The sequence below is a fragment of the Floridaenema flaviceps BLCC-F50 genome, assembly GCF_041929275.2.
In the GTDB taxonomy this organism is placed as follows: domain Bacteria; phylum Cyanobacteriota; class Cyanobacteriia; order Cyanobacteriales; family Aerosakkonemataceae; genus Floridanema; species Floridanema flaviceps.
In genome coordinates, this window is the sequence record NZ_JBHFNR020000002.1 from 306,058 (window position 1) to 331,350 (window position 25,293).

General features: G+C 39.2%; 22 protein-coding genes and 2 pseudogenes. 16 read left to right on the forward strand and 8 right to left on the reverse strand.

All coding sequences use genetic code 11. The annotated features are described in order from the left end of the window. The first annotated feature begins 2 nt into the window (after positions 1 to 2). Positions 3 to 872 carry an MBL fold metallo-hydrolase gene (locus tag ACE1CI_RS21170; protein WP_413261853.1) on the forward strand — a complete coding sequence of 290 codons (870 nt, stop codon included), beginning with the start codon at positions 3 to 5 and terminating at the stop codon, positions 870 to 872. Positions 873 to 1,117: 245 nt separating this feature from the next. Here ACE1CI_RS21170 and ACE1CI_RS21175 read toward each other — a convergent pair whose 3' ends face one another. Next, the gene (locus ACE1CI_RS21175; RefSeq protein ID WP_413261854.1) at positions 1,118 to 3,064 is read right to left on the reverse strand and encodes an ABC transporter ATP-binding protein; all 1,947 of its coding nucleotides are present in this window, start codon (positions 3,062 to 3,064) and stop codon (positions 1,118 to 1,120) included. A 306-nt stretch (positions 3,065 to 3,370) separates the two neighbouring features. Then, positions 3,371 to 3,940, reverse strand: coding sequence for a hypothetical protein (locus ACE1CI_RS21180; RefSeq protein ID WP_413261855.1), 570 nt, complete (start codon positions 3,938 to 3,940; stop codon positions 3,371 to 3,373). Between the two features lie 283 nt (positions 3,941 to 4,223). Here ACE1CI_RS21180 and ACE1CI_RS21185 point away from each other — a divergent pair, with 283 nt between their 5' ends. Continuing rightward, complete coding sequence (locus ACE1CI_RS21185; protein WP_413261856.1) at positions 4,224 to 6,602, forward strand: dynamin family protein; 2,379 nt, start codon at positions 4,224 to 4,226, stop codon at positions 6,600 to 6,602. 88 nt (positions 6,603 to 6,690) lie between these two features. Then, a pseudogene (locus ACE1CI_RS21190) lies at positions 6,691 to 7,262 on the forward strand (Uma2 family endonuclease). 27 nt (positions 7,263 to 7,289) lie between these two features. Here the strand turns inward: ACE1CI_RS21190 and ACE1CI_RS21195 are convergent. Continuing rightward, on the reverse strand, positions 7,290 to 7,865 hold the full coding sequence (locus ACE1CI_RS21195; protein WP_413261946.1) for a DUF4126 domain-containing protein: 576 nt from the start codon (positions 7,863 to 7,865) through the stop codon (positions 7,290 to 7,292). A gap of 294 nt (positions 7,866 to 8,159) precedes the next feature. Here ACE1CI_RS21195 and ACE1CI_RS21200 point away from each other — a divergent pair, with 294 nt between their 5' ends. Both ACE1CI_RS21200 and ACE1CI_RS21205 read left to right on the forward strand, forming a co-directional pair. Beyond that, positions 8,160 to 9,446 carry a Glu/Leu/Phe/Val family dehydrogenase gene (locus tag ACE1CI_RS21200; RefSeq protein WP_413261858.1) on the forward strand — a complete coding sequence of 429 codons (1,287 nt, stop codon included), beginning with the start codon at positions 8,160 to 8,162 and terminating at the stop codon, positions 9,444 to 9,446. Positions 9,447 to 9,522: 76 nt separating this feature from the next. Continuing rightward, positions 9,523 to 9,705 (forward strand): type II toxin-antitoxin system Phd/YefM family antitoxin, encoded by a 183-nt coding sequence (locus ACE1CI_RS21205; protein WP_413261859.1) that lies wholly within the window; start codon positions 9,523 to 9,525, stop codon positions 9,703 to 9,705. Between the two features lie 77 nt (positions 9,706 to 9,782). Here ACE1CI_RS21205 and ACE1CI_RS21210 read toward each other — a convergent pair whose 3' ends face one another. Next, positions 9,783 to 10,247, reverse strand: coding sequence for a SitI3 family protein (locus ACE1CI_RS21210; protein WP_413261860.1), 465 nt, complete (start codon positions 10,245 to 10,247; stop codon positions 9,783 to 9,785). 142 nt (positions 10,248 to 10,389) lie between these two features. On the opposite strand from ACE1CI_RS21210, the gene ACE1CI_RS21215 reads away from it, so the two are divergent. After that, a complete protein-coding gene (locus tag ACE1CI_RS21215) occupies positions 10,390 to 11,529 on the forward strand; it encodes a glycosyltransferase (RefSeq protein WP_413261861.1) in 1,140 nt (379 codons plus the stop codon). A gap of 71 nt (positions 11,530 to 11,600) precedes the next feature. On the opposite strand, the gene ACE1CI_RS21220 is transcribed toward ACE1CI_RS21215, so the two are convergent. Then, complete coding sequence (locus ACE1CI_RS21220) at positions 11,601 to 12,608, reverse strand: glycosyltransferase (protein ID WP_496615677.1); 1,008 nt, start codon at positions 12,606 to 12,608, stop codon at positions 11,601 to 11,603. Positions 12,609 to 12,645: 37 nt separating this feature from the next. Here ACE1CI_RS21220 and ACE1CI_RS21225 point away from each other — a divergent pair, with 37 nt between their 5' ends. Next, complete coding sequence (locus tag ACE1CI_RS21225) at positions 12,646 to 14,295, forward strand: cyclic peptide export ABC transporter (protein WP_413261863.1); 1,650 nt, start codon at positions 12,646 to 12,648, stop codon at positions 14,293 to 14,295. Between the two features lie 92 nt (positions 14,296 to 14,387). Here the strand turns inward: ACE1CI_RS21225 and hemH are convergent, their stop codons facing one another. After that, on the reverse strand, positions 14,388 to 15,551 hold the full coding sequence (gene hemH, locus ACE1CI_RS21230; protein ID WP_496615678.1) for a ferrochelatase: 1,164 nt from the start codon (positions 15,549 to 15,551) through the stop codon (positions 14,388 to 14,390). A gap of 111 nt (positions 15,552 to 15,662) precedes the next feature. Here hemH and ACE1CI_RS21235 point away from each other — a divergent pair, with 111 nt between their 5' ends. The 5 genes from ACE1CI_RS21235 to ACE1CI_RS21255 all read left to right on the forward strand — a co-directional run bounded on the left by ACE1CI_RS21235 (position 15,663) and on the right by ACE1CI_RS21255 (position 17,963). Further along, a complete protein-coding gene (locus ACE1CI_RS21235; RefSeq protein ID WP_413261865.1) occupies positions 15,663 to 16,286 on the forward strand; it encodes a class I SAM-dependent methyltransferase in 624 nt (207 codons plus the stop codon). Positions 16,287 to 16,305: 19 nt separating this feature from the next. Next, complete coding sequence (locus ACE1CI_RS21240) at positions 16,306 to 16,821, forward strand: DUF29 family protein (RefSeq protein ID WP_413261866.1); 516 nt, start codon at positions 16,306 to 16,308, stop codon at positions 16,819 to 16,821. Positions 16,822 to 16,854: 33 nt separating this feature from the next. Beyond that, on the forward strand, positions 16,855 to 17,370 hold the full coding sequence (locus tag ACE1CI_RS21245; protein WP_496615679.1) for a DUF29 family protein: 516 nt from the start codon (positions 16,855 to 16,857) through the stop codon (positions 17,368 to 17,370). A 156-nt stretch (positions 17,371 to 17,526) separates the two neighbouring features. Then, positions 17,527 to 17,748, forward strand: a complete 222-nt coding sequence (locus ACE1CI_RS21250) for a type II toxin-antitoxin system HicA family toxin (protein ID WP_413261868.1) — start codon at positions 17,527 to 17,529, stop codon at positions 17,746 to 17,748. After that, entirely contained in the window at positions 17,745 to 17,963 is a 219-nt protein-coding gene (locus ACE1CI_RS21255) for a type II toxin-antitoxin system HicB family antitoxin (protein ID WP_413261869.1), read from the forward strand. The genes ACE1CI_RS21250 and ACE1CI_RS21255 overlap by 4 nt, the downstream gene beginning before the upstream one ends. A gap of 114 nt (positions 17,964 to 18,077) precedes the next feature. Here the strand turns inward: ACE1CI_RS21255 and ACE1CI_RS21260 are convergent, their stop codons facing one another. Continuing rightward, the gene (locus ACE1CI_RS21260) at positions 18,078 to 18,458 is read right to left on the reverse strand and encodes a hypothetical protein (RefSeq protein WP_413261870.1); all 381 of its coding nucleotides are present in this window, start codon (positions 18,456 to 18,458) and stop codon (positions 18,078 to 18,080) included. 70 nt (positions 18,459 to 18,528) lie between these two features. On the opposite strand from ACE1CI_RS21260, the pseudogene ACE1CI_RS21265 reads away from it, so the two are divergent. The 3 genes and pseudogenes from ACE1CI_RS21265 (at position 18,529) to ACE1CI_RS21275 (ending at position 21,814) form a co-directional block, all read left to right on the forward strand. Continuing rightward, a pseudogene (locus ACE1CI_RS21265) lies at positions 18,529 to 20,483 on the forward strand (ABC transporter ATP-binding protein/permease). 96 nt (positions 20,484 to 20,579) lie between these two features. Beyond that, positions 20,580 to 21,098 carry a DUF29 family protein gene (locus ACE1CI_RS21270; protein WP_413261872.1) on the forward strand — a complete coding sequence of 173 codons (519 nt, stop codon included), beginning with the start codon at positions 20,580 to 20,582 and terminating at the stop codon, positions 21,096 to 21,098. 8 nt (positions 21,099 to 21,106) lie between these two features. After that, entirely contained in the window at positions 21,107 to 21,814 is a 708-nt protein-coding gene (locus ACE1CI_RS21275; RefSeq protein WP_413261873.1) for an LmeA family phospholipid-binding protein, read from the forward strand. 80 nt (positions 21,815 to 21,894) lie between these two features. On the opposite strand, the gene ACE1CI_RS21280 is transcribed toward ACE1CI_RS21275, so the two are convergent. Further along, the gene (locus ACE1CI_RS21280; RefSeq protein ID WP_413261874.1) at positions 21,895 to 22,386 is read right to left on the reverse strand and encodes a DinB family protein; all 492 of its coding nucleotides are present in this window, start codon (positions 22,384 to 22,386) and stop codon (positions 21,895 to 21,897) included. Between the two features lie 204 nt (positions 22,387 to 22,590). On the opposite strand from ACE1CI_RS21280, the gene ACE1CI_RS21285 reads away from it, so the two are divergent. Then, positions 22,591 to 25,284, forward strand: coding sequence for a zinc-dependent metalloprotease (locus ACE1CI_RS21285; protein ID WP_413261875.1), 2,694 nt, complete (start codon positions 22,591 to 22,593; stop codon positions 25,282 to 25,284). Positions 25,285 to 25,293: the final 9 nt, after the last annotated feature.

The window sequence follows — 25,293 nt, forward strand, 5'->3', positions numbered from 1 at the left end:
AAATGGCACATCTCCACCAACGTCGTTCCGAAAATGTGAACGGCGATTTTTATGTCGATCGCACCTGCATTGACTGCGATACTTGTCGGTGGATGGCACCGGAAGTTTTTCATGAAGCAGGAGAACAATCAGCAGTTTATCATCAACCTGCCAACTCTAGCGAAAGAGTCAAAGCAATCCAGGCTTTATTGTCCTGTCCCACTGCTTCCATTGGCACAGTTGAAAAACCAACAGATATTAAAGAAATTCAAGAAACTTTCCCCATTTTAGTCGCCGAAAATGTTTACCATTGCGGCTACCATTCCGAAAAATCTTTTGCTGCTGCCAGTTATTTCATTACTCGCCCCGAAGGGAATATCATGATAGATTCCCCTCGGTTTACTCCACCCCTTGTCAAACGTTTTGAAGCAATGGGTGGCATTCGTTATCTGTATTTAACTCACCGAGATGATGTAGCAGATCATCAAAAATTTCAAGAACATTTTGGTTGCGATCGCATTTTACACAAAGACGAAATTAGCACGGGAACTCGTAATGTAGAAATTCAAATTTCTGGAACCGATCCAATTGAATTTGCCCCAGATTTGTTAATTATTCCCGTTCCCGGACACACCAAAGGTCACACAGTTTTACTTTACAAAAACAGCTTTTTATTCACAGGCGATCACTTAGCTTGGTCGGAAACCTTAAACCAATTGTATGCTTTCCGCCAGCAGTGTTGGTACTCTTGGACAGAACTATTTAAGTCCATGCAAGTATTAGCAAATTATCAGTTTGAATGGGTATTACCCGGACATGGCAGACGCTATCATGCTGATAAAGAAACCATGCAAAAGCAGATGGAAAAGTGCGTTAGTTGGATGAAAAGCTAGGGAGCAGAGGGGCACAGGAGCACAGGAGCAAGAAAGTGACAACTAAGGCGGGCAGGATGCCCACCCCACAAGAAAGCTGTAACTCTTGTGGGGTGGGCATCCTGCCCGCCCCATTCTTAGATAACTATTATCACTTGATTTATTTACACCTACTTACACAAACAAAGTCCGCCTTCGCGGACTAATTCTAACCTGCGAAGGCAGGTTTTGTTTGTGTAGCCCACGACTTTAGTCGTAGGGCAATTTCACATTGCGATCGATCGCTGTTGCTGCCGCTGTTTAATTCTTGCCAAACTGCCTGTAGGAATAGAATTAATTAACTGACGAGTGTATTCTGTTTTCGGTTGACGATAAATCATATCGGCAATATCAATTTCTTCGATTTTGCCACTATTCATTACCATGATCCGATCGCTCATAAACTTAACGACACTCAAATCGTGGGAAATAAAAATGTAAGTCAAGCCAAACTCATGCTGAATTTCCTTTAACAAATTCAACACTTGCGCTTGTACAGAAACATCCAAAGCCGAAACAGACTCATCACAAATAATAAACTTGGGATTTAAAGCCAAAGCACGGGCAATACAAATTCTTTGCCTTTGTCCCCCGGAAAATTCGTGAGGGTAACGCTTCATCCAGTCAGGATTTAGACCCACTTTTTCTAACAGATAAGCGGCGCGATCGCGTCTTTCTTTATCGTTTTTACCTATTTCGTGAATCCGCAAAGGTTCCATTACCGCATCCCCAATCTTCATCCGAGGATCGAGAGAACTAAACGGATTTTGGAACACAATTTGCATCTCCCGACGCAACTTTTGTAAAGGCGCACCCGTCAACTTAGTAATATCGCGACCTTCAAAGAAAATCTGACCGCCCATTGGTTCATTTAAGCGTAATAAAGTCCGGGCTAAAGTAGTTTTACCGCAACCAGACTCTCCCACCAAACCTAAAGTTTCACTCTTATAAACATCAAACGAAATGCCATTTACAGCCATAATATAGCGTTTCGTTTTGCCAAACATTCCCCGCACTGGAAAACCCACCTGAAGATTTTTTACAGACAAAATTGGTGCGTCAGAAGTGTGTACTGGTGTCTGAGGACGAGAGACTGGAAATGGAGTGGGTGGAACTCCTGCTTGTTGATCTGAATCCTTAGTTTTCTCTACAATTTTCCATTCCCCATCGCCAGTTTCCACCACTTCCATAAAATCAGAAACCGTTGGCAAATAACGCATATTGCGTTCCAACTTGGGGCGACAAGCTAACAAACCTTTGGTATAAGGATGTTTAGGATCGGAAAAAATTTGCCAAACCAGACCATATTCAACAATTTTTCCCCGATACATCACAGCCACAGCATCAGCAATTTCTGCAATTACGCCCAAGTCGTGAGTAATAAAAATCATCGACATTCCCCGACTCCGGCATAACTCGCGCAACAGTTCCAAAATAGTTGCTTGAACAGTCACATCTAAAGCAGTAGTCGGTTCATCAGCAATCAACACTTTGGGATTACAAGAAATTGCCATAGCAATCATAACTCGCTGCATTTGACCCCCGGAAAGTTCGTGGGGATAGCGATCGAGCATTGCCAACTTCTGCTGATTAATATACTGATTAATTTCCCTTTCGCTAATATCAACCGCCCACTCTCCAGCAGCAGGAGTATTAAGTTTTTCTTGTCTTTGAATTTCCAAATAACGTTGCTGCAATACCTGATCGCTAGGAAGCAACTTCACCTCTTGTAACAGAGAAACCGCCAACCTTCTTGCTTGCGCCTCCGAAACATTTTGGTGTAACTGAATTGCTTCCGTAATCTGAAAACCAATAGTATAAACCGGATTCAAAGAACTCATCGGTTCTTGAAAGATCATGGCAATCTCACCGCCTCGATACTGCTGCTTTCTGCGTTCCGGCAATTGCAGCAGATTCACAGCTTCGGCACCTTCCGTTGAATCTTGAAACCAAATTTCACCCGACACCCTGCTTGGACTCGGCACCAAACCCATGACAGCTAAGGAAGTGACTGATTTACCAGACCCCGATTCGCCAACAATTCCCAGAGTTTGCCCTGGTTTTACCTGAAAAGAAATATCATCAACAGCTTTCGTAACTACAGGCGTTTTACCTGTACCTTTGGCGAGGAACTGAACTTGCAAGTTGCGAACATCGAGAACGGTGTCAGTCATGGAAGTCAAGCATCAAAATTAACCACATCTTAACAGCGCTAAGGCTCAAATTTGTAGTACTAAGTACTGTAGATCCCCGACTTCTTCAAGAAGTCGGGGATCTGGGCACTGTAGATCCCCGACTTCTTCAAGAAGTCGGGGATCTGGGCACTGTAGATCCCCGACTTCTTCAAGAAGTCGGGGATCTGGGCAGACAAGCTTTCCCATATTTACAGTCAAAATCAGGATTTTTTGGCTGTTATTGCGAACAGCTGATTATCTTCTGGAGCCCCTTGCCCCCCTGATCCCGCAATGAAGCGTGATAACTTACTTAGGCATGACGTTATTCGGGTTATCGCTTTGTCTAAGTTGGGCATTTGCAGGCAAAGTAGTGTTATTAGAAACTTTATTAAACACCAAAGCCCCTTTACCAAAAGCAGCTGGTCTAGGTTTTCCCGCTTCAATGCCTTGTAGCTCTACTCGCAGTTTACCGTCGGACGTAAACTCAAAAATAGTTTGAGCGGTTTTATTGTTACTTGTCGTCAAATCCAATTGCATCGGTTTGCTACTTGTGGAAGCAACGCGGTATCGCAGTTGTAAAGCTTGAGCTTTGTCTGAGCTAGAAGGCAAGACAATAAATAATTTACCATCAGGCCCAAAAATAAAAGTGAGATTCTGAGTCGAAGAAACTCGGCTTTGCCAACTTCCCACCAATCTCTGGTTAATGGGGTTTGTAGCTTGTTTGGTTTGCGCCGTTGGCTGTGCTGTTGATGGCAAAATATCAAGATTAGTGCTAAATGTACCAATCAAGCTCAAAATTAAGCTAGAAACGAAGAGTTTCCTGAAAGTTGGTACTGCACCTGAAAAACGAGCAAAATTGAGGATCGGGTTACGCATGGTGTTTCCACAGAGAAATCAACTAGAGATTACAGGCACGCACTTCTATTGTTAGGTTAATAGAAGGCTAGTCTTTGTGAAAGACGCAGTAGTTACCTCATTTGTGCCAGAGGCAGATTGCGCCGAGATAATATTCTTCGGGGTCATCTTAGCAAAACGATCGTCAACTAATGATAACAACTGGAGTTTTTTTAGATATAGTTGAGTTTCAGACAAAATAAAAAATCTAACTTTAATCAATCTGTTTTCTTTCGGTTAGACACTTTTCTGGGGAGTGAGTCTCATGGTTGCTGAAGTACAAAAAGCTAATATGCAGAGCTTGCAAACAAATGCAGTTGGTCTGTTAGGACAAGTTAGTTCGTTATTACATCGTGTTAGTACGGCGCTGAGTTCGGATAGTGCTAGTGAAAAGTATGCCAAATTTCAACGAGAAGTCGCAGATGCTACTCGGAATGTTTCAGATTTAGAGTTGAGAATGGCAATAGTTGCGCCGATGAAAGCGGGTAAATCTACGATTATTAACGCTATTGTTGGTCAGGAATTATTGCCGAGTCGCAATGCAGCAATGACAACTTTGCCTACTGAAATCATTTTTGATCCGCAGTTAGTAGAGCCTGTTTTAATGTTGACTGGGCAGATTCAAGATATTTTTCGTGACACTTTTGCGGCTTTACAGCGCAAAATTGCTGAGTTAGGTTTAAGCCGAGTGCAGGAAAGAATGGCGCAATATCCGCATTTGGCAAAGTTACCGGAAAAAATTCAGAGCATGGGGGGAATTGCTATTGAGAGCAAAATTTCTGGTCGGTTGCCGATTATTAATAGTTTACGGGCTTTGAATGATATTATTCGCCTTTGTAGTGTTTTAGATCCGCTTTCCGATCCTTTGCAATCGCTGATTGATGTACCGAGAATTTACACTCCTTTTTATCGATCGGGAATTACAGAAAAAGCAGATATTGCGGGTAAATTGGTAATTGTGGATACTCCGGGTCCGAATGAAGCGGGGGAAAATTTAAAGCTGGTAAATGTGGTTGCCGAACAATTACAGGCGAGTTCGGTAATTTTAATTGTTCTGAATTTTACGGAGTTGAATACGAAGGCGGAAGAGGAAATTAAAAAGGATGTAGAACGGGTAATTGAGTTGCGCGGAAAGGATAATTTATATGTTTTGGTGAATAAGGTCGATCAGCGGAAAGAGGGAGATATGACTCCCGAACAGGTGCGGCAATTTGTAGCGGCAGAGTTCGGTATTGGGGGTGGAGAAAAGAACGATCGCGTATTTGAAATTTCGGCAAGATGGGCGTTTTCTGCGGCTAATTTTTTGGGAGAAGTGCAGCAAAATCCGGGTGCGGATGTGATGCAGTTGAAGACGGCGCGATCGCTCGCTCAAGATGTTTTTCCTTTAGATTGGGAAGAAGAATTACAAGAAACTACAGTCGCCCAATTACAAAAGAAAGCCGAAAAACTGTGGAATAAATCTGGCTTTGATGCCTTTTTAACTAATGCAGTTAATGCTTTAATGACCGAAGCAGCACCCAGATGTATTACTTCTTCTTTGAATATCGCTAAAGGTCGGCTGCTGGAACTTTTAGAAGATACCCAATTACGCAGTCGGGCGATTAATGAAGATGGGGAAAAACTGCGTTGGGAAGTGGCGGCATTAGATGAAGATATTGATAGTATTGAAAACTGCCGTAACAGTTTACAAGAAATTGAACAAATCAAAAGTGATTTGCAGGAAAATTTGAACAGTATTTTAGAAAAGTTGCAACAAGAAGGCAAATTGAGTGTAGAAACATATCTGCTGCAAGACGATCAACAAGTTGGTGATTTTGTCGAGAAAGGTGGCACAACTGGCAGGATTTTCGCTAACTGGATCTCGCAACAAAAACAAGAAGTAGCAACTGAGTCGAAGCGACTGAGTTCGATGGAATTTACTACTTTAAGGGAAGCGGAGGAATTTGCTGCATTAGCTGTAGCTTATGCCAAGCGCCGAGTAGATTTATTATTAGAAAAGGTGCAAGAAAATACTGGTCAGGTAATTGATGAATCTCGGCAAAAAATGATGAATTTCTTAGAAGATCAAACCAGACCAATTATAGACCGAGCCAGGGAAAGATTGAATGAAAACTTCCATTTAAATCTTTCTTTGCCTAATCTCAGATTTCATTCGGATTACTATATTGATTTAAATAAACCTTTAGTAATTCGCCATACTCGGACGATCGATCAAGGTTACAGTGAAGTAGTCAGGACGAAGCGATCGTTTTTTCACTTTATGTGGTTAGTTCCTTTTGAAATTACCGAGAAAGTCAAAAGACCCCATAAAACCGAGAACTTTTACACCGTTTCTTTGCAAGGAATAATTTATGAGATTAACAAGTTAATTGACCAAAGGATTAATGACATTAAACAAGGAATCAGTAACTATCTGGATGAAGATTTTCAACAAAGGATTGATGACTTTTTTAATGATTTGGATGCTTACTTGAATAACTACCGCAATAGTTTAAAACAAGCGCAAGTAGATCAACAGCTTTCTATTGAAGCCAAAACTAAGTTAATTCAATCGCTTAACTCATTAGTTCCTGAAGTTAAAGAACAGGTGAAAAAAGCTGATGTTTATCTCAAATATATGCAAGAGTTCCTGTCTAAAGATTAGGAAACTGGGAATAGAAAAGACATGGTGTAAATACAGGACGTTAAGATAAAAAGTAGACCGGAACAGTTTTGCAGGAGGTGGGGCAATCATGACTATTGCATCCCTGAAAATGACTTTGGAAGAGTATCTGAAGTTTGATGATGGTACTGATACTTTGTATGAATTAGAAAATGGAGAGTTAGTTGCTATGCCTCCAGAAAGCGATTTAAATCAGCGGATAGCATCTCTATTATTTGCCTTTTTCCTGAACCAAGGAATTCCTAGCTATCGGACCTAAGAATTGGAACTGAGATTGTAGTAAGTGGTACAAGGGCAACGACACGCTTTCCCGATCTAATAATATTATCTGAGGAGTTGGCGACGGCATTGGAAGGAGCTCGCCGATCGACCATTACACTGGATATGCCACCTCCACTATTAGTAGTTGAAGTCGTAAGTCCAGGGCAGGAAAAACGCGATTATCGCTATAAAAGATCGGAGTATGCAGCGCGAGGTATTGCAGAATATTGGATTGTCGATCCGATGCAGCAAAAGGTGACGGTGCTCGAATGGGTTGAAGGTTTGTACGAGGAAAAAGTTTATCAAGGAGATAGTGCGATCGCCTCTCCACTGTTTGGAGTTCTCAATCTCACCAGTTCACAGATTTTGCTGGAAAGATAACAATCTTCGGCCTGTACTAGCCTGCCTTTAATCTGGGTGATACTTGGGAGAATGCTTCTGCTTTCTGTACCAACGATACCATTCTCCAGAACTGCGAATTGCCAGCCAAAGTAGGATCATGGCAATTAATCCTCCCTGTCTGGGTGCGTCAAAGGCTAGTAACACTAAGACTACACATAAACCATCTTGGATAAAAACTACCCAAAGGGGTAAACCCCGAAGACGAAAAAACCAACCTGTTTGTACAAGTTGCAGCACTAAAGCTAGTAAACCGCCGATCGTACCAACAAGTACAATCATCCATCCATCAATGTTAGCTTTTTGCGCCACAAATGCGCCAACAATTGCTCCCACTAAGGGGCTAAGTAGGAGATGAATAATTTGCAGGATGCGCTGTCCAATGAGTTTTTTGGAAGCAAATAATTCAAATAATGACCAACTGGTGAGTATTCCCACTACTACTTGTGGATGAATTTGGGAAAGTATCGGTACGCGAGACCAGAGATTGTCCCCTTGCAAAAGTCCAATTAATAATAATGGTAGGGCAATTCTCCCTACCCCTACCGCAGCAGCAGCAGAAAGCGCAGCAAGGAGTTCAATCATATTTACTGTTCTGGTGGTACTCTTAACCGAAAAGGGGAAACACAAGTTTTGGCTTAATGTTTCTTCATTGTAAACCTTTTTTGTTGATAAATTCATGGGTAGGCTAAAGGATAAGTATGTTACTAATTAGCTATAAAAAATGGTCGAAAAGCTTAATTCCTTTTTTAATTAAAATAAAATGATACTAGCTTTTTCGTCTAAAAAATGCTGAGTTAGCTTTCAAAAGTCCAAATTTTACTTCAAAATGATAAAGTTTCGTGATTCAATATATGTATTGCAACTCAAGAGTGCATTATGGATAAAAATTTATTTACTGATGCTAGTCAAAGATTAGAAAAGGCTTTAAATTATGTGTCTATTTCAGATGATGCGATCGAACATTTAAAGTATGCCAAAGCCAGTTTACAAGTATCAATTCCGGTCAGAATGGATGATGGGTCTTTAAAGATTTTTCCCGGTTATCGGGTGCGTTATGACGATACTAGAGGGCCAACTAAGGGAGGTGTGCGTTATCATCCCAATGTTGGGTTAGATGAGGTAACATCTTTAGCATTTTGGATGACGTTTAAATGTGCGGTTTTAAATTTACCTTTTGGTGGTGCTAAGGGTGGGATAACGCTGAATCCTAAGAGGTTGTCGAAGTTAGAATTAGAACGTTTGAGTCGGGGTTATGTGAATGCGATCGCAGATTTTATCGGCCCCAATGTAGACATTTTAGCACCAGATATTTACACTAATTCGATGATTATGGGTTGGATGATGGATCAATATAGCATCATTCAACGCCAAATTACCCCCGCAGTTGTGACGGGAAAACCTGTTACTATCGGCGGAAGTTTAGGGCGAAATACTGCTACGGCAACAGGCGCTTTTTATGTAATTGAAAATATTATGGCAAAATTCGATCGCTTACCCAGAGAAACAACCGTAGCGATTCAAGGATTTGGTAATGCAGGCGCAGAATTAGCAGAATTACTCGCTAAATTTGGTTATAAAGTAGTAGCAGTAAGTGATTCCCAAGGGGGAATTTATGCCAAACAAGGGTTAGATATTCCCAGTATTCGCCGCTGTAAACAGTTTATTAAAGGAATGCAAGCTGTTTACTGTGAAGGTACAGTTTGCAGCATTATGGAACATCAAGTTTTGACCAATGCGGAACTTTTAACTTTAGATGTTGACCTGTTAATTCCAGCCGCTTTAGAAAACCAAATAACTGTAGAAAACGCCCATAATATTCAAGCTAGGTTTATCTTTGAAGTGGCAAATGGTCCGATTACTTCAGAGGCCGATCGGATTTTAGAAGAACAGGGAATTTATGTGTTTCCCGATATTTTAGTGAATGCGGGTGGAGTCACCGTCAGTTATTTTGAATGGGTACAAAATCGCAATGGTTTTTACTGGACGCTGAGTGAAGTAAATCAAAGATTGAAAGAAAAAATGATTGAAGAAACGGAGAACATTTGGCGAATTTCTCAAGAGTTTGGTGTGTCAATGCGAACTGCTGCTTATATTCATGGATTGAATCGATTAGGGGAAGCGATTAACACTAAAGGAACGAGAGATTATTATGTGAATGGTTGAAGATAGGAGAAAAAAGAATAATCTCAATTACCTCAAAGTTTGCTATAGTACAAAAAAGTCAAAATTAACTGTTCCTATGCGTAGTTACACTCTCGCAGAAGCCTGTAATCAACAAGAGGAAATATTTGAGCAAGCTAGTTTAGAGCTAGTTGTACTTACTACGCGATCGCAACCCAGCCATGTGATAATGTCTTTTGATACCTATCAACATTTGATCGAACGTTTGACAGAATTAGAAGATATAGCTTGGGTAAAGTAGCAGAAGCGGCGCTAAGTCAGTCGTCAATGGTGGGTACGGAAACTTTTGTAGAATCACTCAAGAAACTGGCGATTTTCTTACCCAACTTTGATGTTTGTTGAAGATGATTGTGGCTGATAAAGTTCATAAGGTAGTTTACGATCGTGAAGTATATTTATTAATGTAGCCTCCCATCCTGAGTAGAGTCTAAGTTTTCCATTGATTCTTCGCAGTACAGGTTGTTCCCCGTTGAATAGCAAAACAGCATCTCCTTGAACACGATCGAGTAAGTCCAAAGTACCTTTTATTAAAGTATCTTTACCTTCTTCATAAGCATCTTTCGGATTAATACGGAAATCTACAACTATGCTTGGTTGAAAACCAAACTCTTCGGCAATAACTTCCTGCCCTATTTGACTTTTTTGGGTTGCGTAGACAACAACGCCTGAGCCAGTTAAACTATCTCTTTTGTGCCATTTTAGACCAAGATATTTAGAAATTATCTGCAAAGCTTCTACTGGTTTAATATTAGCTTCCAAGTTTAATACATAGTTTAATGCCATTTCTACCTCTTAGGATAATTTGAGGATTTTTTCAACAACTTTTCTGGTTTATGTGTATTTATCTACGGGTTACTTTCTACTTAATGTACTTTTCAGGTAATCTTTATAATGGAAACTTTACCATAATTAGCGAAAGTAACCAATGATGCTGTTTTTCCAAATTGTCTTGATAATCTTAATTAGTGGCTCGATCGCTTTTTACATCACCTGTGCCATCTGCACTCTCAAATTTTTTGCGCCTAATGAACAGGTGATAAATACTTCCGAAGACCCAGTTTCGCTGATGATACCAGTTTGTGGTATTGATGAGGGAGCCTGGGAGAATTGGTCATCATTTTGTGAGCAAAATTATCCGAATTATGAAGTACTTTTTGGAGTGTTAGACCCGGAAGATACGGCGGTTCCTTTGTTAAAAGAGTTGGCGGCGAAATATGCCGATCGCGTCAAGCTATTAATTGGTTTAAAACCGCGAGGAATCAATTACAAAGATAGCAATTTAAGTTATCTTTTAGAAGCTGCTCAACATGAAATCATTATCTTTGCTGATAGTGATATTCGAGTAATTCCTGAATATATTAGTATTGTCACTGCTCCGCTTAAAGATCCGAAAACTGGCTTAGTAACTTGTGGATATGTCGGCAAAAATCCTCGGACAATCGTAGCAGCTTTAGCCTCTTTTGGTCGGTGTTTTGATTTTATTCCATCGGCCTTAATTTCAGGGGTTATCGATCGCGGTTTTAAATTTGCTGTTGGCCCAACAATGGCAACTCGTAAATCAACTTTAGCAGAATTTGGAGGCATACATTTAAGCCGCATTGGTTCAGATTATAATTTAGCTAAACGAGCAGTGGAAGCTGGTTATAAAATTGAATTTTCTCGGCATATTTTAGAGTCGGATACAACTGGCGAAAGTTTTTGGTCATTCTTTCAAAGAGAGGTACGTTGGGCGAGAACAATTCGGTTTAATCGAGGTTCACAATACTATGGTATGGTGTTTTGTTACGGTACTGTATATAGTATTTTGTTACTGTTCATATCGGGATGGCAAAATTGGGCGATCGCACTATGCCTACTAACTTTTATCATTCGCTACATTCAAGTACTAATTGCCATCTTTAGCATGAACTGTGCAAAACTTTTACTGTGGCTTTGGTTACTTCCCGTCAGAGATATTTTAAGTTTAATTGTTTGGACACTCGGCGCTTTTGGGCAACATATATATTGGCGTGGCAGATGGTTGAAAATTGAAAAAGATGGTTTGATTGTTCAAGGCGATAGTTAATGGAAAGGGGAGTGGGGACTGGGATTTTTTTTATGGAGCGAACTGATTAATTTTCCCTGTTCCCTGTTCCCTTAAGTCGATAAAACCAAGTCTTCTCCCTGGATTACCTGATAAGTATTAAGTAAGTAATTGGGCTGAAACACAGTGATTAGATAACCCACTACAATTAGTATTAAAGAACTAATTACAATTGGGATAGCAAAAGGCAAGTAAAGTAAATTTAGGGGTTGTCTAATTAACATACCGCTAAATCTTTCCCAGAAAGCTTGCAGTTTACTTTTGGTGTCCAACATTAAAGTTGAGTAAGATTGTCCCGAAGTGGAAATAGCGGTTTTTAGCAAAGTTTTTTGCCAGAAATAATCATGACCCATCAGTAAAAAACGCCAGAAAAAATGCGAAATTCCAGATGGAGGTGCATGATTAGCCTTAGCTTGGGGATGTTGCCAAATTGTGTAACCTTGCTCAAGTAAGTGATAAGCATGAATCACACAGTTGCCACGATACAAGGGTAAGTCTAAAGGAATAGGATGTTTCAGCAAAAAATCTCTGCGAAAGGCAACGTTATTCAAAAAGTATTGAGATGTTTTAGCTAAACTTTTTTTCTCGGAATATTGGGGAAAAATGTAAGTCAAAACCATTGCTGTACCATAAGGGCCTTTGCCTCTAGTGATGGTTTCTCCAGCTACGATTTGAATGTCATCTCCCTGAGTAAAGGAAGAGAGTATATTTTTTAGCCAATCTTTTTGGTAGATGCAGTCAGAATCGCAGTAAACTACTATTTCCCCTGTGACTAGTTCCGCCCCCAACATTTTGGCTTCGTAATAGCTAGTCTTGACGTTGGTGTGGTGAACTTTGATCCAAGGGTACTGTTGACAAAGCTGTTGGAGTAATTCAGGAGGAGTATCGCCACTTTCAAGCAACAAGACTTCGTTGGCTAACTTGGGGGAAATATCCTGATTTGCCAGTGAGTTCAGAGATTTAGCTAAGTCCTTGGGATTAGCGTTCGCCAAATTTTCGGTTTCGAGGACGATCGAAAAACTGGGTAGATTCTGCATTAATGGTGTTTGTAAATCCTCCATCAGGTAAATTCTCCATCAGACATAATTAACATTTCTTATGAATATAATTTATTTTCTTCTGCGTTCTTCCTGGAAAATGGTCACTCTGGCTATTGTCACAGGTTTTCTCAGTGGTGCTAGTAGTGCGGGTTTGATAGCCTTGATTGGGAATGCTGTCAGTAACAATGGTCACTCTTCCTCATCAGTGCTTGCTTGGGGATTTGTGGGTTTGGTGGTGCTAGTGTTGCTGACGAGTATTTTCTCTCAAGTGGTGTTAATTAAGTTAGCTCAGGATGCAGTCTTCCAAATGCAGTTGCAGTTGAGTCGGCAAATCTTGGCTTCTGAGTTGAGTCAGTTGGAAAAGTTAGGGACACCAAGATTGCTGGCGACTTTGACTGAAGATGTGCAGGCAATTTCTCAGGCGGTGTTTAGTTTGCCTTTGATTTGCATTAATTTAGCGATCGTCGGTGGGTGTTTACTTTATATTACTTGGCTGTCGCCGCAAGTTTTGCTGATGATTTTGGTGTTGTTAGCGATCGCCATTTACAGTTCCAACTGGTTTTTCAAAAAAGGCAGACAAATCCTAGCTTTAGCCCGTGAAGAACAGGATTTGCTATTTAGTGATTTTCGCACGATTTCCGAAGGAATCAAGGAATTAAAGTTAAATTATCAACGTCGTCAAGATTTTTTGGTCAAAGATTTAACAGTTACAGCGGCGAATTTTCGGCGACATAATTTTCGCGGTTTGTCTCTGTTTGCGGTTCACGCTAGTTGGGGTAAATTAATCTTTTTCTTTGCCATTGGTGCAGTATTGTTTTTACTGCCCCATTTCATTACTATTAACCCGAAAACAGTCACAGCTTATGTTTTGACTTTCACTTATTTGATTTCTCCAATGGAACTCATTGTGAATAAATTGCCTTTATTAACTAAAGCAGATGTAGCTTTAAAGAAAATAGAGGTATTAGGTTTAGCTTTGGCTAGTTATGCGGAAGTAGAACCAGTTGCGCCTGCATTGATTGATTCTTCTAACCAAGATTCTAAACCGAATTGGTATTCTTTAGAATTGCGGGGAGTGACTCATGCTTATGGGAGCGATCGCGAAAATCTAGACTTTACCCTTGGCCCAATTAACCTAAATTTTAAACCTGGAGAAGTTGTATTTTTGATTGGTGGAAATGGTAGCGGTAAATCTACTTTAGCTAAACTAATTACCGGACTTTATATTCCCGAATCTGGCAAAATTTGTTTAGACAATCAACCAATTACTCAACAAAATCGGGAATGGTATCGTCAGCATTTTTCGGTGGTTTTTTCTGACTTTTATTTGTTCGATCGACTTTTAGGATTTGCACAATATAATCTTGATTCCGTCGCCCAAACATATTTGCGTCAACTGCAACTTGACCACAAAGTAACAGTGGAAAATGGTAAACTTTCCACCACCGCACTTTCCCAAGGTCAGCGCAAAAGATTAGCATTGCTTACCGCTTATTTAGAAAATCGACCAATTTACCTGTTTGATGAATGGGCATCAGATCAAGACCCAATTTTTAAAGAGTTATTTTACACGCAGTTTTTACCCAAACTCCGAAATAAAGGTAAATTGGTGTTAGTAATTAGTCACGACGATCAATATTTTGAATTGGGCGATCGCATTATCAAACTCGACTATGGCAAAGTAATTTTTGATAGTGCTTTTGCTTAAATAACCAGAGCCCCGACTTCTTCAAGAAGTCGGGGATCTAAATCTAACCAGATCCCCGACTTCTTCAAGAAGTCGGGGATCTAGATTCAGCTTTACAACAATCCTACTAAATGCAATGGGCCATGACCGCTGATTAACTCTATTAATAAAGCGATCAAACCAAGCATTGCTAACCGTCCATTCCAAACTTCCGCCGAAGGAGTCAAACCCCATTCCCAACGTTCTTGAGGGTACATTTTCACTTTCTTCTTCATTTGGGTGACTTCAGAAAGCAGTACTTTCGGAGAGTTGAGAGCATCAACTACCAAATCTGCTAAAGCTTCAATAAATACTGGGTGAGTATTCAAAGCGGGGACTCGACGGAAATTATGAATACCTGCTTCTTCAGCGATTTCTCGATATTCAATGTCGATTTCTTGCAGGGTTTCAATATGTTCAGAAACAAAGCTAATGGGTACTACTAATAAATTGTTCACACCTTCAGCTGCTAGTTCTTGAATTGCATCTTCTGTGTAAGGTTTGAACCATTCCACAGGGCCAACCCGACTTTGATATGCTAAAACGTGGGGATTTGGGCGATTTAAGGTTTGCATGATTAAATCTGTGCATTCCTCAATTTCTTTCTGATAAGGATCGCCTGCTTCTTCGACGTAACTAACGGGAACGCCGTGAGCACTAAAGAAAATGGTAACTTCGTCGGGGTTGGAAAATTGGTCAAGTTCCTCAGCGATCAACTGCGCCATTGCTTGTAGATAACCGGGTTGCTCGTACCAGGAACGAACTACAGTGTAGTTAATTCGGTTTAATGAAGGGTCTTCTTGCCAGAGTTTTTCTAAAAGACGGAAGCTAGAACCGCTGGTGCTGATGGAAAATTGCGGGTAAAGCGGTAGGATTACTAGGTCATCGATGCGATCGCGCTTAATCCTCGCCACCGCTTCCTCAGTAAAAGGATGCCAATAACGCATCCCGATATAAATACCTACAGGTTGTCCTTTTTCCTTTAAGTTATCTTGTAAAGCTACTGCTTGCGCTTCGGTAACTTGACGTAAAGGAGAACCACCACCGATCGCCAGGTAGTTTTCTTGTGATTTTTTGGAGCGTAAACTAGAAATTAGCCATGCCAGAGGTTTCTGCAACCAAGGAAAAGGCAACCGAATAATTTCCGGGTCAGAGAATAGGTTAAAAAGAAAAGGTCGGACATCATCGATTTGCTCTGGCCCACCTAAATTAAGTAGTAATACCCCAGTACGCCCCATAACGATTACAGTTTTCTAATGTTTTCATATTTGTTACCGATTTTAACAATATATCGCTTTAATTGTTTCAGTTAGCAACAATAAATACACAATTTTGCAGGAGTAAGGGTTTTGGCGACTATTCTACGAAACTGGAGTTACCAGTATCAATGGCTTTACGATACTATTTCCCGCATCTCTGCTTTGAGTGTGGGTGGCGAAGGGCGATTTCGTCAACTAGCTTTACAAGGGCTAAGTATTAACTCACAGACCAAAATTTTGGATCTTTGTTGTGGTAGCGGTCAAGCTACTCAAGTTTTAGTGCAATATTCCCAAAATGTGGTAGGACTGGATGCTTCTCCTTTATCTTTGCAACGGGCAAAAAATAATGTCCCGGAAGCTGAGTATGTGGAAGCTTTCGCTGAAGATATGCCTTTTGCAGATAATACTTTTGATTTGGTGCATACCAGTGTGGCAATGCACGAAATGAAACCCGAACAGTTAAGGCAAATTTTACAACAAGTTTATCGGGTGTTAAAACCAGGGGGAATTTTTACTTTAGTTGATTTTCATGCTCCCACAAATCCGCTGTTTTGGCCTGGGATATCTATATTTATGTGGTTGTTTGAAACGGAAACTGCTTGGGAATTAATTAATACTGATTTGCTTGGGTTGTTGCAAGAGTTTGGTTTTCAGAAGTTGCAGCAACGTTTGTATGCTGGTGGAAGTTTGCAGGTAATTCAAGTTAAGAAATGAACCAAGGGAAGGGTTAAAAATGACTCAAGAGTTAATCGATTTAAGAAAAAGTATTTTGGATGGACGTTACGATGATGCTTTGGCTATTGTTGATGAGTTAGAAGGAATGAGTAGACAGGCGATTTTGCGAAATATCAAATCATTTTTAAGTATTTTGGTAATTCATTTGATTAAAAATCAAGTTGAACAGCGATTAACCAGTTCTTGGGCTAATTCAATTCGTACTTCTATACGAGAAATTAAAAAACTGAACCTTCAGGATAATAAAACATCCTATTACGTTAAGTTGGATGAATGGGAGCGGTTGTTGGAAGAGGAGATTGTGGAGGATGCGATCGCTCTTGCCAGCGAAGAAGTCTTCAATGGAACCTACAATCAATTCCAACTTTCAGAAATAGTCGATAGAACGCAAATAATCCAAATTGGTCAAAATTTATTAGCTTTGACTTATACTCATTCAGCCAAAGAATTACCCACAGCTTTAACGGAAAGTTTAATTCCGTTACCAGGCGGTGAGGATTGGATAAACAGATAAAAATAACATGGCAAAGGAGGAATTATAAAAGTTATGACTCAAGAATTAATTGATTTAAGAAAAAGTATTTTGGAGGGACGTTACAACGATGCTTTAGCGATTGTAGATGAGTTAGAAGGCATGAGCAAACAGGCAATTTTGCGGAATATAAAATCCTACTTACGGATTTTGCTGATTCATTTAATCAAAAATCAAGTTGAACAGCGATTAACTAGTTCTTGGGCTAATTCAATTCGCGTTGCTATTGTAGAAATTAAAGAACTGAATCTCAAAGAGAATAAAACATCCTATTACGTTAAGTTGGATGAATGGGAGCAGTTATTGGAAGAGGAGATTATGGAGAATGCGATCGCTCTTGCCAGCGAAGAAGTCTTCAATGGAACCTACAATCAATTCCAACTTTCAGAAATAGTCGATAGAACGCAAATCATCCAAATTGCTCAAACTTTATTAGCTTTGACTTATACTCATTCAACCAAAGAATTACCCACAGCTTTAACGGAAAGTTTAATTCCGTTACCAGGCGGTGAGGATTGGATAAACAGATAAAAATAACATGGCAAAGGAGGAATCATAAAAGTTATGACTCAAGAATTAATCGATTTAAGAAAAAGCATTGTAGCACATCCACAAAAAGCAACAGAATGCTAAAATATCAACTGGAGCGACTTCATGGGAAATTATGTAAATTAAGTAAAGGCATATATGCCCAGGAAAATTCGGGAATACAAAGCTGAATTGATTAGATTGGGATTTGTCCAGCGGCGCGGCAAAGGTAGTCATCAAAACTGGAAACATCCGCAACTCCAACTTTTGATTACCATTGCTTTTAAAGACGGTGAGGATACACCCTTATATTTGGAAAAACTATTAAACCAAGCGATTCAAGAGTTAGAAAAAATTGCAGCGGAGGAATCAGAGGAATGAATTACCGCTATACTATATTAATTCAATGGTCAGAAGAGGATCAATTATATTTGGTAACGCTGCCAGAGTTTGCTAAATTGGCGATGCAACCTTGCACTTATGGGAAAACTTATGAAGAAGCGATCGCTAATGCTCAAGAAGCGATCGCTAGCTACCTTGACTATTGCCAAGAAGAAGGTTTAGTCCCTCCAAGTCCAGCAACCGTTGCGGCTTAAATATTTTATGTTTATGGCGCGGTTAAACTTAATCTTCTACAGTTATTTGTGGTACAAAGCCGTTAATATTTGATTGGTCAGCCATGAGAATCGCGACTGAAAAAAGATTTGTTTTTACGGTTTTCTTTGAGTTCTAGAAGGAGCGACTTTTGCTTCTAATGCTTGAATTCGTTCCTTTAATTCAATTACTAAAGTAGATAATCTTTGAAAGAGCGGATCGGATGATAAAGTAGATGTGCTACCCCGATAAGGAACTGTTGGGGAAGTAGGCGGACGAACAGGAGTGCTTAAATTAGGTCTGGATAAAGTTCTACCTTGGGATTGGTTTAATTGTGATTCTATGCGACTAAGTTGCGATCGCACTTGAAAATTTTCTGCTTCTAATCTACCAAGACGAGACTCTAGACCCGCTGATACTTGAGCTTTTACCTGAATAGGTATAATTACCAATAATAAAATCAGGATTAAGCAAAGTAGACGAAATTTGTTTATCATTTTATTTGCTCCTATTAATCAAATAGCCCTTTATCTATTTTAAGAAATTCACATGACAAGATCTGAGCAAATTAATCGTTTTGACCGTCAGCTATGGAATCGATTTATCGCGATCGCACAGCCTTATTGGTATCCTACTTCCGGTAGAATTAGTGCAACTTTTTTGATTCTGTTAGCACTTTTGTTAGTATTTCTCGCAGCACTTTTGTTTGTTGCTGTAGCCGTTGTTAGCTTAGGTAGTCACTATATCTTTCCCGAATTTTTTAATAGCATCGCCCCAGGTTTAGCCCAAACTATTAGTAAGACGATCGCTTTTCCAGGAATTTTATTAATTGTCGCTGCATTGATAGCACCAATTATTATTTTCTTCATCTATCGTCGGAATTTAATTTCGCGTTGGCAACCTTGGGCTTTGTTATCTGTTCTGCTTTTACTGTCGCTTTCAGTCAGCGGTTTAAATGTAGTTATTAGCTATGTGGGGAGATTTTTCCAAACGGCTTTAGCGCAAAAAGATGCGCCTACTTATTGGCGATTTTTGTTTGTTTATGCCAGTGTTTTTGTAGTGGGAACACCGATCGTTGTTTATTATGGCTATGTGCGAGAAAAACTAGGTGTAAATTGGCGAGATTGGCTAACAAATCGGTTTTTAGATGATTATTTTGGCGATCGCACTTACTACGACATCAACAATAACAGTAAAATTGACAACCCTGACCAAAGAATTTCAGAAGACATTCGTTCCTTTACTCGCACTTCCCTTTCTTTCTTACTAATCATTCTCGGTTCCATTATCGATTTGATTGCTTTTACAGGTGTCCTCTGGACAATTTCTGTACCTTTAGTCTTGGTGTTAATTTTATACGCTACCTTTGGGACAGTTACTACCATTTTAATTGGCAAACGTTTGATTGGAATTAACTTTAACCAACTCCGCCGAGAAGCAGACTTTCGTTATGGTTTAGTTCACGTTCGCGATAACGCTGAATCAATTGCATTTTATCGAGGTGAAACTCAAGAATCTGCTTCTGTAAAACAGAGATTTGTTGAAGTTTTGAAAAATTTTAATATCTTGATTGGTGGCAACGAAACTTGGATTTCTTTACCACAAGTTACAATTATTTTGTAATTATTGTACCTTCTTTAGTTGTTGCTCCCAAATACTTCGCTGGTGAAATAGATTTCGGTGCAATTGCTCAAGCAGGTCTTGCTTTTGGTCAGGTTTTATCAGCTTTATCTGTGATAGTTACTCAGTTTGAATCATTGAGTGCTTTTGCTGCTGGGGTGAATCGTTTAAGTGAATTTGAAGAAGCGATGGTTACAAAAACAAAAGAACGTCCTGAAGGCGCAACTACAATTGATATGGCAATTGATTCTCACTTAGCTTTGGAGCACGTTACTTTGGAAACTCCAAATTATCAAAAAACGTTGGTAAAAGATTTGTCTTTAGATGTTGAACCTGGTGAAGGTTTATTAATTATGGGACGCAGTGGTGCGGGGAAAAGTTCTTTACTTCGCGCCATTGCGGGTTTGTGGAATTCTGGTACAGGAAAATTAGTGCGTCCAAAACTGGAAGAAATGCTATTTTTACCCCAACGTCCTTACATGATTCTTGGTACTTTGCGCGATCAATTGTTGTATCCTTTTACTAGTCGAGACATCAGCGAAAATAAACTGCGGGAAGCGTTAGTTAAAGTTAATCTTGCTGACTTACCAGAAAGAGTTGGTGGATTTGATGCTGAGTTAGATTGGTCAACGGTTCTTTCATTAGGAGAACAACAACGTTTAGCTTTCGCTAGGTTGTTATTAACTGCACCTCGTTATGCAATTTTAGATGAAGCTACTAGCGCTTTAGATTTAAAAAATGAGGCTGAACTTTACGAACAAATTCGCACTGGTAAAACAACTTTTGTCAGCGTAGGACATCGCGCCAGTTTGTTAAATTTTCACGACAAAGTACTAGAAATTGATGGTGCGTCAGGTTGGCGAGTTGTCTCCGCAGAAGAGTATGCTGCTCACGATACTTAGTTAGTTTGATTGAGTGTTAAGATGGGAGCGATCGACTTTTCAAAGAAATTGCGATCGCTCATTCCAGACTCATCTTTAGTATCAATCTAAAATCCCATGACTCAAGAACTAATAGATTTAAGAAAAAGTATCCTTGAGGGACGTTACGCAGATGCTTTGGCAATTGTTGATGAATTAGAGGGAATGAGTAAGCAAGCAATTCTGCGAAATATTCAATCATATCTCAAAATTCTGTTGATTCATTTGATTAAAAATCAAGTCGAAGAACGATTAACTAATTCTTGGGCTAATTCAATTCGTAACTCAGTCAGAGAAATTAAAAAATTAAACCTCCAAGATAATAAAACCTCTTATTATGTTAAAGCAGATGAGTGGGAATCGACGCTAGAAGAAGAATTTGAAGAAGCTATTCGTGAAGCTAGTTTAGAAGCATTTAACGGTATTTACAATGAATTTGAATTTACTGAAATGGTGAACAAAGCACAAGTAATCGAAATGGCAGAAAGATTATTAGCTTTGACTTATTCTTACTCAGTTAAGGAATTGCCTGCTATTGTGGCAGAGAATTTAACTCAACTTCCAGGTGGTGAAGATTGGAAAGCAGGAAGGAGATAATTAAGATTGTGAACCAAGAAAGAATTAATTTCAGAGAACAAGCAGTTAACAAATTTATTGAGTTTGTTTTGTCCAGGTTTATAGACGCAGAACGTCTGCAAGTTCGGATTAAATGTAATCTCAAACAATTAAAGCGTGGTGAACTGGATGCACTCACTATTCAAATGTCTAATTTCCTGATGCAACCCAATTTAAGAGTTGCAGAATTTCAGTTAGATATTGGTGCTTCTGCTGTGGATATGCAAAAAATAATTCGCCGCAAAATTGAGTTGTTACATCCCTCAGAAGGTAAGCTAAGAATTGCTGTTTCTCAAGAGCAATTGACGGCTGCACTTAATAGCAAATTGACCAAGTTATTTAACGATAAACATCAAGGAAACAAATTTCAAAATGTTAATTGCGATTTAGGAACAGCAGGCGCGATCGCATTTCATTTCAACTGGATTAATGCGGAAAAAATTGAGTCTGGAACTTGTATTACTACACCCCAAATAGAGCAAAATAATAATGCAATTGTGCTGATTAACCAAAATTTTGTTAATCAAGAACCACCAATAGAGTTTGTGAATCAAGCGATCGCACAAGTAAGCAATATTTTAAGCTTAAACGATCTTGCTAATCGTGGCACAACCTTTAATATTCAAAAAATAGAGATTGTAGCAGGTAAAGTTACAGTAGAAGCTAACGCCAACATCGATCAATTTCCATCTCAATAAAGTACGTTAAAGTACGTTGTTGCGCTGTCTTCGCTCTTATTAGCGCTGAAGCGCAACAACGTACCTATTATCGATATCTTTTAAGGGTTAATAACTCTGTGCATATCCAAAACTGGGGGTGCAATTTCCGTTTGAGTTAGCATATCGTGAATTTGTCCGCGATGATGAGTTTGATGATTAAAAAAGTGAGTAATTAACAACTCAACCGGATCTTCATACAACTTTCCCTGATTATTGACATATTTAATCGTCCCTTTGATAAACTCCTGGGTTAAACCAGCAGCAAACTTTTCTATGCGTTCATCTTCTAATGTTCTTGCTGCACTTAATTTGTCAAAATCTTCATATAAAATTGCATTCAGTCCTGTAGAAGGGATTTCTTCTCCAGCAAAGCGCGTTAACCAAATGCGATCGCCCACCATAATATGATTCAGCGTACCATGAATGCTTTTGAAAAATGCAGGTCTGACTCGCTTGAGTTCCGCATCCGAAAGCAACGCACAAGTATCGTAGATGCGGCGATTCGCCAGAGTATTGTAACGCGCCAGCATTTGAAAGTGTTTTTGTAACATATTGTTTTTTAGTAAAAAAATACACAGGATTTATTTGAAAAGTCTAATAAAATTTCCTAAATTAATAAATGCCTATTGACTGTCAAAATACTTTCCTTGTATCATGCGTAAAAATACCATGTGATCTAGGCTACTAAAAAGGTTAAGCTGTTATTAACAAAGCGGTTGGTAAACATATCAACCGCCTAATAAGGATGTTCGACAATGATACATTGGTTGACAACATTATCTGTCTGCACTGTTTATTTGTATAATTTGCTACTTGGGAATAATCAATTGCTATTAACCCAAGGAGTAAATTTTTACTTGCAGCAACTCAATGCACTACCTGCGATCGAAAATATCAGTAGTGCAGAATTTTTTTTCAAAGATAGCAAATTAGAAAAATTTCAGCGATTTTCGGAAGTCGTGAGAGACACAAATAAATTAGAAGGGTTATTCACGCTTTATCGCAGTGCAGAAGACGATCAAATTTACTTAGAAATTCAGCCAGAACAGCTAAACAAAAACTATTTAGGTACAGTAACATTAGATTCAGGAATTGGCGAAAGTGGGATTTATAGCGGACTTGCTTTGCAAGACTTTCTCTTCTACTTCCGTCGCGTCAATAACAGCATACATTTTGTAATTCGTAACGTCAATTTCCGCGCCAATTCCGGTGAACCAGAACAAAAAGCATTAAATCGTTCATTTAGCGACTCAGTGCTTTATGCAGTTCCCATTGTTAGTATTTCTTCCCATAAGAAAAGTATTTTGATTAATTTGGGTGACTTGTTAATGCAAGATTTTGCTGGATTAACTCCCCTATTAAAAAATTCCTTATTTGCCGATTATCAATTGGCAGAAAATAAGTCATATTTTGGTGCGGTTAATAGCTTTTCTGAAAATATCGAAATCAATTCTGTTTATAATTTTTCGGCTAATCAAGGAGCGAATTTAATTACTTTACCGGATAGTCGATCGCTAACTCTCAAAGTACATTATAGTTTTTCTCAATTACCAGAAAATAACGGTTATATTCCTCGAATTGCTGATGAGAGAGTGGGATATTTTATTACTGCATATCAAGATTTATCAAATTATAATAGCTCCGAATCTTTTGTACGTTATATTAATCGCTGGCATTTGGAACCAGCTGTTACTGATGTGCCTTTATCTCCACCGAAAAAACCGATCGTATTTTGGATTGAAAACGCCGTACCTTTGGAATATCGAGACGCTATCCGCGAAGGTGTTTTAATGTGGAATAAAGCATTTGAAAAAGCAGGTTTTCTCAATGCTATTCAAGTGCGACAAATGCCAGATGATGCTGATTGGCATCCCGCAGATGTACGTTACAATACGATTCGTTGGTTTAATTCGATCGATGCTTTTTTTGCCAAAGCACCAACCAGAGTTAACCCTTTAACTGGGGAAATATTAGATGCAGATATTATCGTAGATGCCAATATGGTGCGTTCTTTACAACCAGAATATCGCACCTTAATCGCAGGAAATTCCAATAATCAAAATTCCTGTAAACTTACAAAACCTGAAACCGAAGTTACAGCAGACGATCGTTGTTACGGAATAGAATCTTCCTTACAAGCAGCTATTGGCGCAACCGCACTTTCAATGTTGCCAAATTCCGCGTTAGATAACGAAAAAATGCAGGAATATGTGCATCAATATTTACGTTCTTTAATTGCTCATGAAGTAGGTCATGCTTTAGGTTTGCGGCATAATTTTCATGGTAGCACAATGTTATCGCCACAAGAATTAAACAATACTGAAATAACACATTCCAAAGGTTTAGTTAGTTCCGTAATGGATTATTTACCTGTGAATTTAGCACCACAGGGAACAGCGCAAGGTGATTATTTTCCGGCTACAATTGGCCCTTATGATGAATGGGCAATTATGTATGGTTATAAACCGAGTAATTTTGAATCAATTGGGGCAATTATTCCCGAAGCTGAGAAACCATTTTTAGAGCAACTTGTTGGCAGTTCGCAGCAACCAGAATTAGCTTATGCTACTGATGAAGATATCTGGGATATTAATCCTAATGCTAATGTCTGGGATATGAGTAATGATGTGTTGGTTTATTCCCAATGGCAAATGGATAATGCTCGTTTGATGTGGCAGAAACTTGACAAAACTTATCCCATCAAAGGAGAAAGTTACAGTCAGTTACGGACGGTTTTTGACAAAATATTAATGTACTATTTCCGCAATGCTAATTTAATTGCAGATTACATTGGTGGGCAAACTTTTAGACGCAATTATGCTTTAGATGTAAATAACTGGGCTTTTGTACCCACAACTTTGGCAAAACAACGTCAAGCTTTAGCTACTTTAAATGAGTATATATTTGCGGAAGATGCTTTTAACTTTTCACCGCAGTTACTCAATCAATTAGCACCTTCTCGCTGGAATCATTGGGGAAATCCTGTACCGATATCCCGCCTTGATTATCCAATTCACGATCGCATCTTGCGCGTGCAAAGTACGATTCTGCGATCGCTCTTAGATGGCGATCGTCTACATCGTTTACTAGACATTGAACTAAAAACCTTACCAGGAGAAGCATTAACAATTCCCCAATTATTTGACACCTTACAAAACAGCATTTGGACAGAAATTTTAGGGAAAGAAGAACTAATATCAATTTCCAGTATTCGTCGTTCCTTGCAAAGAGAACATTTAGACATTTTGCTAGGAATGGTGTTAAGAAAAACCGAGGTTCCTGAAGATGGGCGAACACTCGCTTGGTACGAATTACGCCAATTACAAAAAGCGATTTCTGCAAAAATGAAAAAATCAGGTGAACAAGTGGATATTTATACTGTTGCTCATTTGGAGGAAGTTAGCGATCGCATTACCAAAACCTTAAATGCTTCTTTAGTATCTCGGTAAACGCGATCG

Bases quoted from the DNA above. Each gene is read 5' to 3' on its own strand.
- ACE1CI_RS21175 (WP_413261854.1), bottom strand. From the start codon at position 3,064: ATGACTGACACCGTTCTCGATGTTCGCAACTTGCAAGTTCAGTTCCTC.
- ACE1CI_RS21240 (WP_413261866.1), top strand. From the start codon at position 16,306: ATGACTCAAGAGTTAATCGATTTAAGAAAAAGTATTTTGGATGGACGT.
- ACE1CI_RS21260 (WP_413261870.1), bottom strand. From the start codon at position 18,458: ATGATAAACAAATTTCGTCTACTTTGCTTAATCCTGATTTTATTATTG.
- ACE1CI_RS21185 (WP_413261856.1), top strand. From the start codon at position 4,224: ATGGTTGCTGAAGTACAAAAAGCTAATATGCAGAGCTTGCAAACAAAT.
- ACE1CI_RS21170 (WP_413261853.1), top strand. From the start codon at position 3: ATGGCACATCTCCACCAACGTCGTTCCGAAAATGTGAACGGCGATTTT.
- ACE1CI_RS21250 (WP_413261868.1), top strand. From the start codon at position 17,527: ATGCCCAGGAAAATTCGGGAATACAAAGCTGAATTGATTAGATTGGGA.
- ACE1CI_RS21195 (WP_413261946.1), bottom strand. From the start codon at position 7,865: ATGATTGAACTCCTTGCTGCGCTTTCTGCTGCTGCTGCGGTAGGGGTA.
- ACE1CI_RS21225 (WP_413261863.1), top strand. From the start codon at position 12,646: ATGAATATAATTTATTTTCTTCTGCGTTCTTCCTGGAAAATGGTCACT.
- ACE1CI_RS21180 (WP_413261855.1), bottom strand. From the start codon at position 3,940: ATGCGTAACCCGATCCTCAATTTTGCTCGTTTTTCAGGTGCAGTACCA.
- ACE1CI_RS21280 (WP_413261874.1), bottom strand. From the start codon at position 22,386: ATGTTACAAAAACACTTTCAAATGCTGGCGCGTTACAATACTCTGGCG.
- ACE1CI_RS21205 (WP_413261859.1), top strand. From the start codon at position 9,523: ATGCGTAGTTACACTCTCGCAGAAGCCTGTAATCAACAAGAGGAAATA.
- ACE1CI_RS21215 (WP_413261861.1), top strand. From the start codon at position 10,390: ATGATGCTGTTTTTCCAAATTGTCTTGATAATCTTAATTAGTGGCTCG.
- ACE1CI_RS21285 (WP_413261875.1), top strand. From the start codon at position 22,591: ATGATACATTGGTTGACAACATTATCTGTCTGCACTGTTTATTTGTAT.
- ACE1CI_RS21255 (WP_413261869.1), top strand. From the start codon at position 17,745: ATGAATTACCGCTATACTATATTAATTCAATGGTCAGAAGAGGATCAA.
- ACE1CI_RS21245 (WP_496615679.1), top strand. From the start codon at position 16,855: ATGACTCAAGAATTAATTGATTTAAGAAAAAGTATTTTGGAGGGACGT.
- ACE1CI_RS21200 (WP_413261858.1), top strand. From the start codon at position 8,160: ATGGATAAAAATTTATTTACTGATGCTAGTCAAAGATTAGAAAAGGCT.
- ACE1CI_RS21220 (WP_496615677.1), bottom strand. From the start codon at position 12,608: ATGGAGGATTTACAAACACCATTAATGCAGAATCTACCCAGTTTTTCG.
- ACE1CI_RS21270 (WP_413261872.1), top strand. From the start codon at position 20,580: ATGACTCAAGAACTAATAGATTTAAGAAAAAGTATCCTTGAGGGACGT.
- ACE1CI_RS21210 (WP_413261860.1), bottom strand. From the start codon at position 10,247: ATGGCATTAAACTATGTATTAAACTTGGAAGCTAATATTAAACCAGTA.
- hemH (WP_496615678.1), bottom strand. From the start codon at position 15,551: ATGGGGCGTACTGGGGTATTACTACTTAATTTAGGTGGGCCAGAGCAA.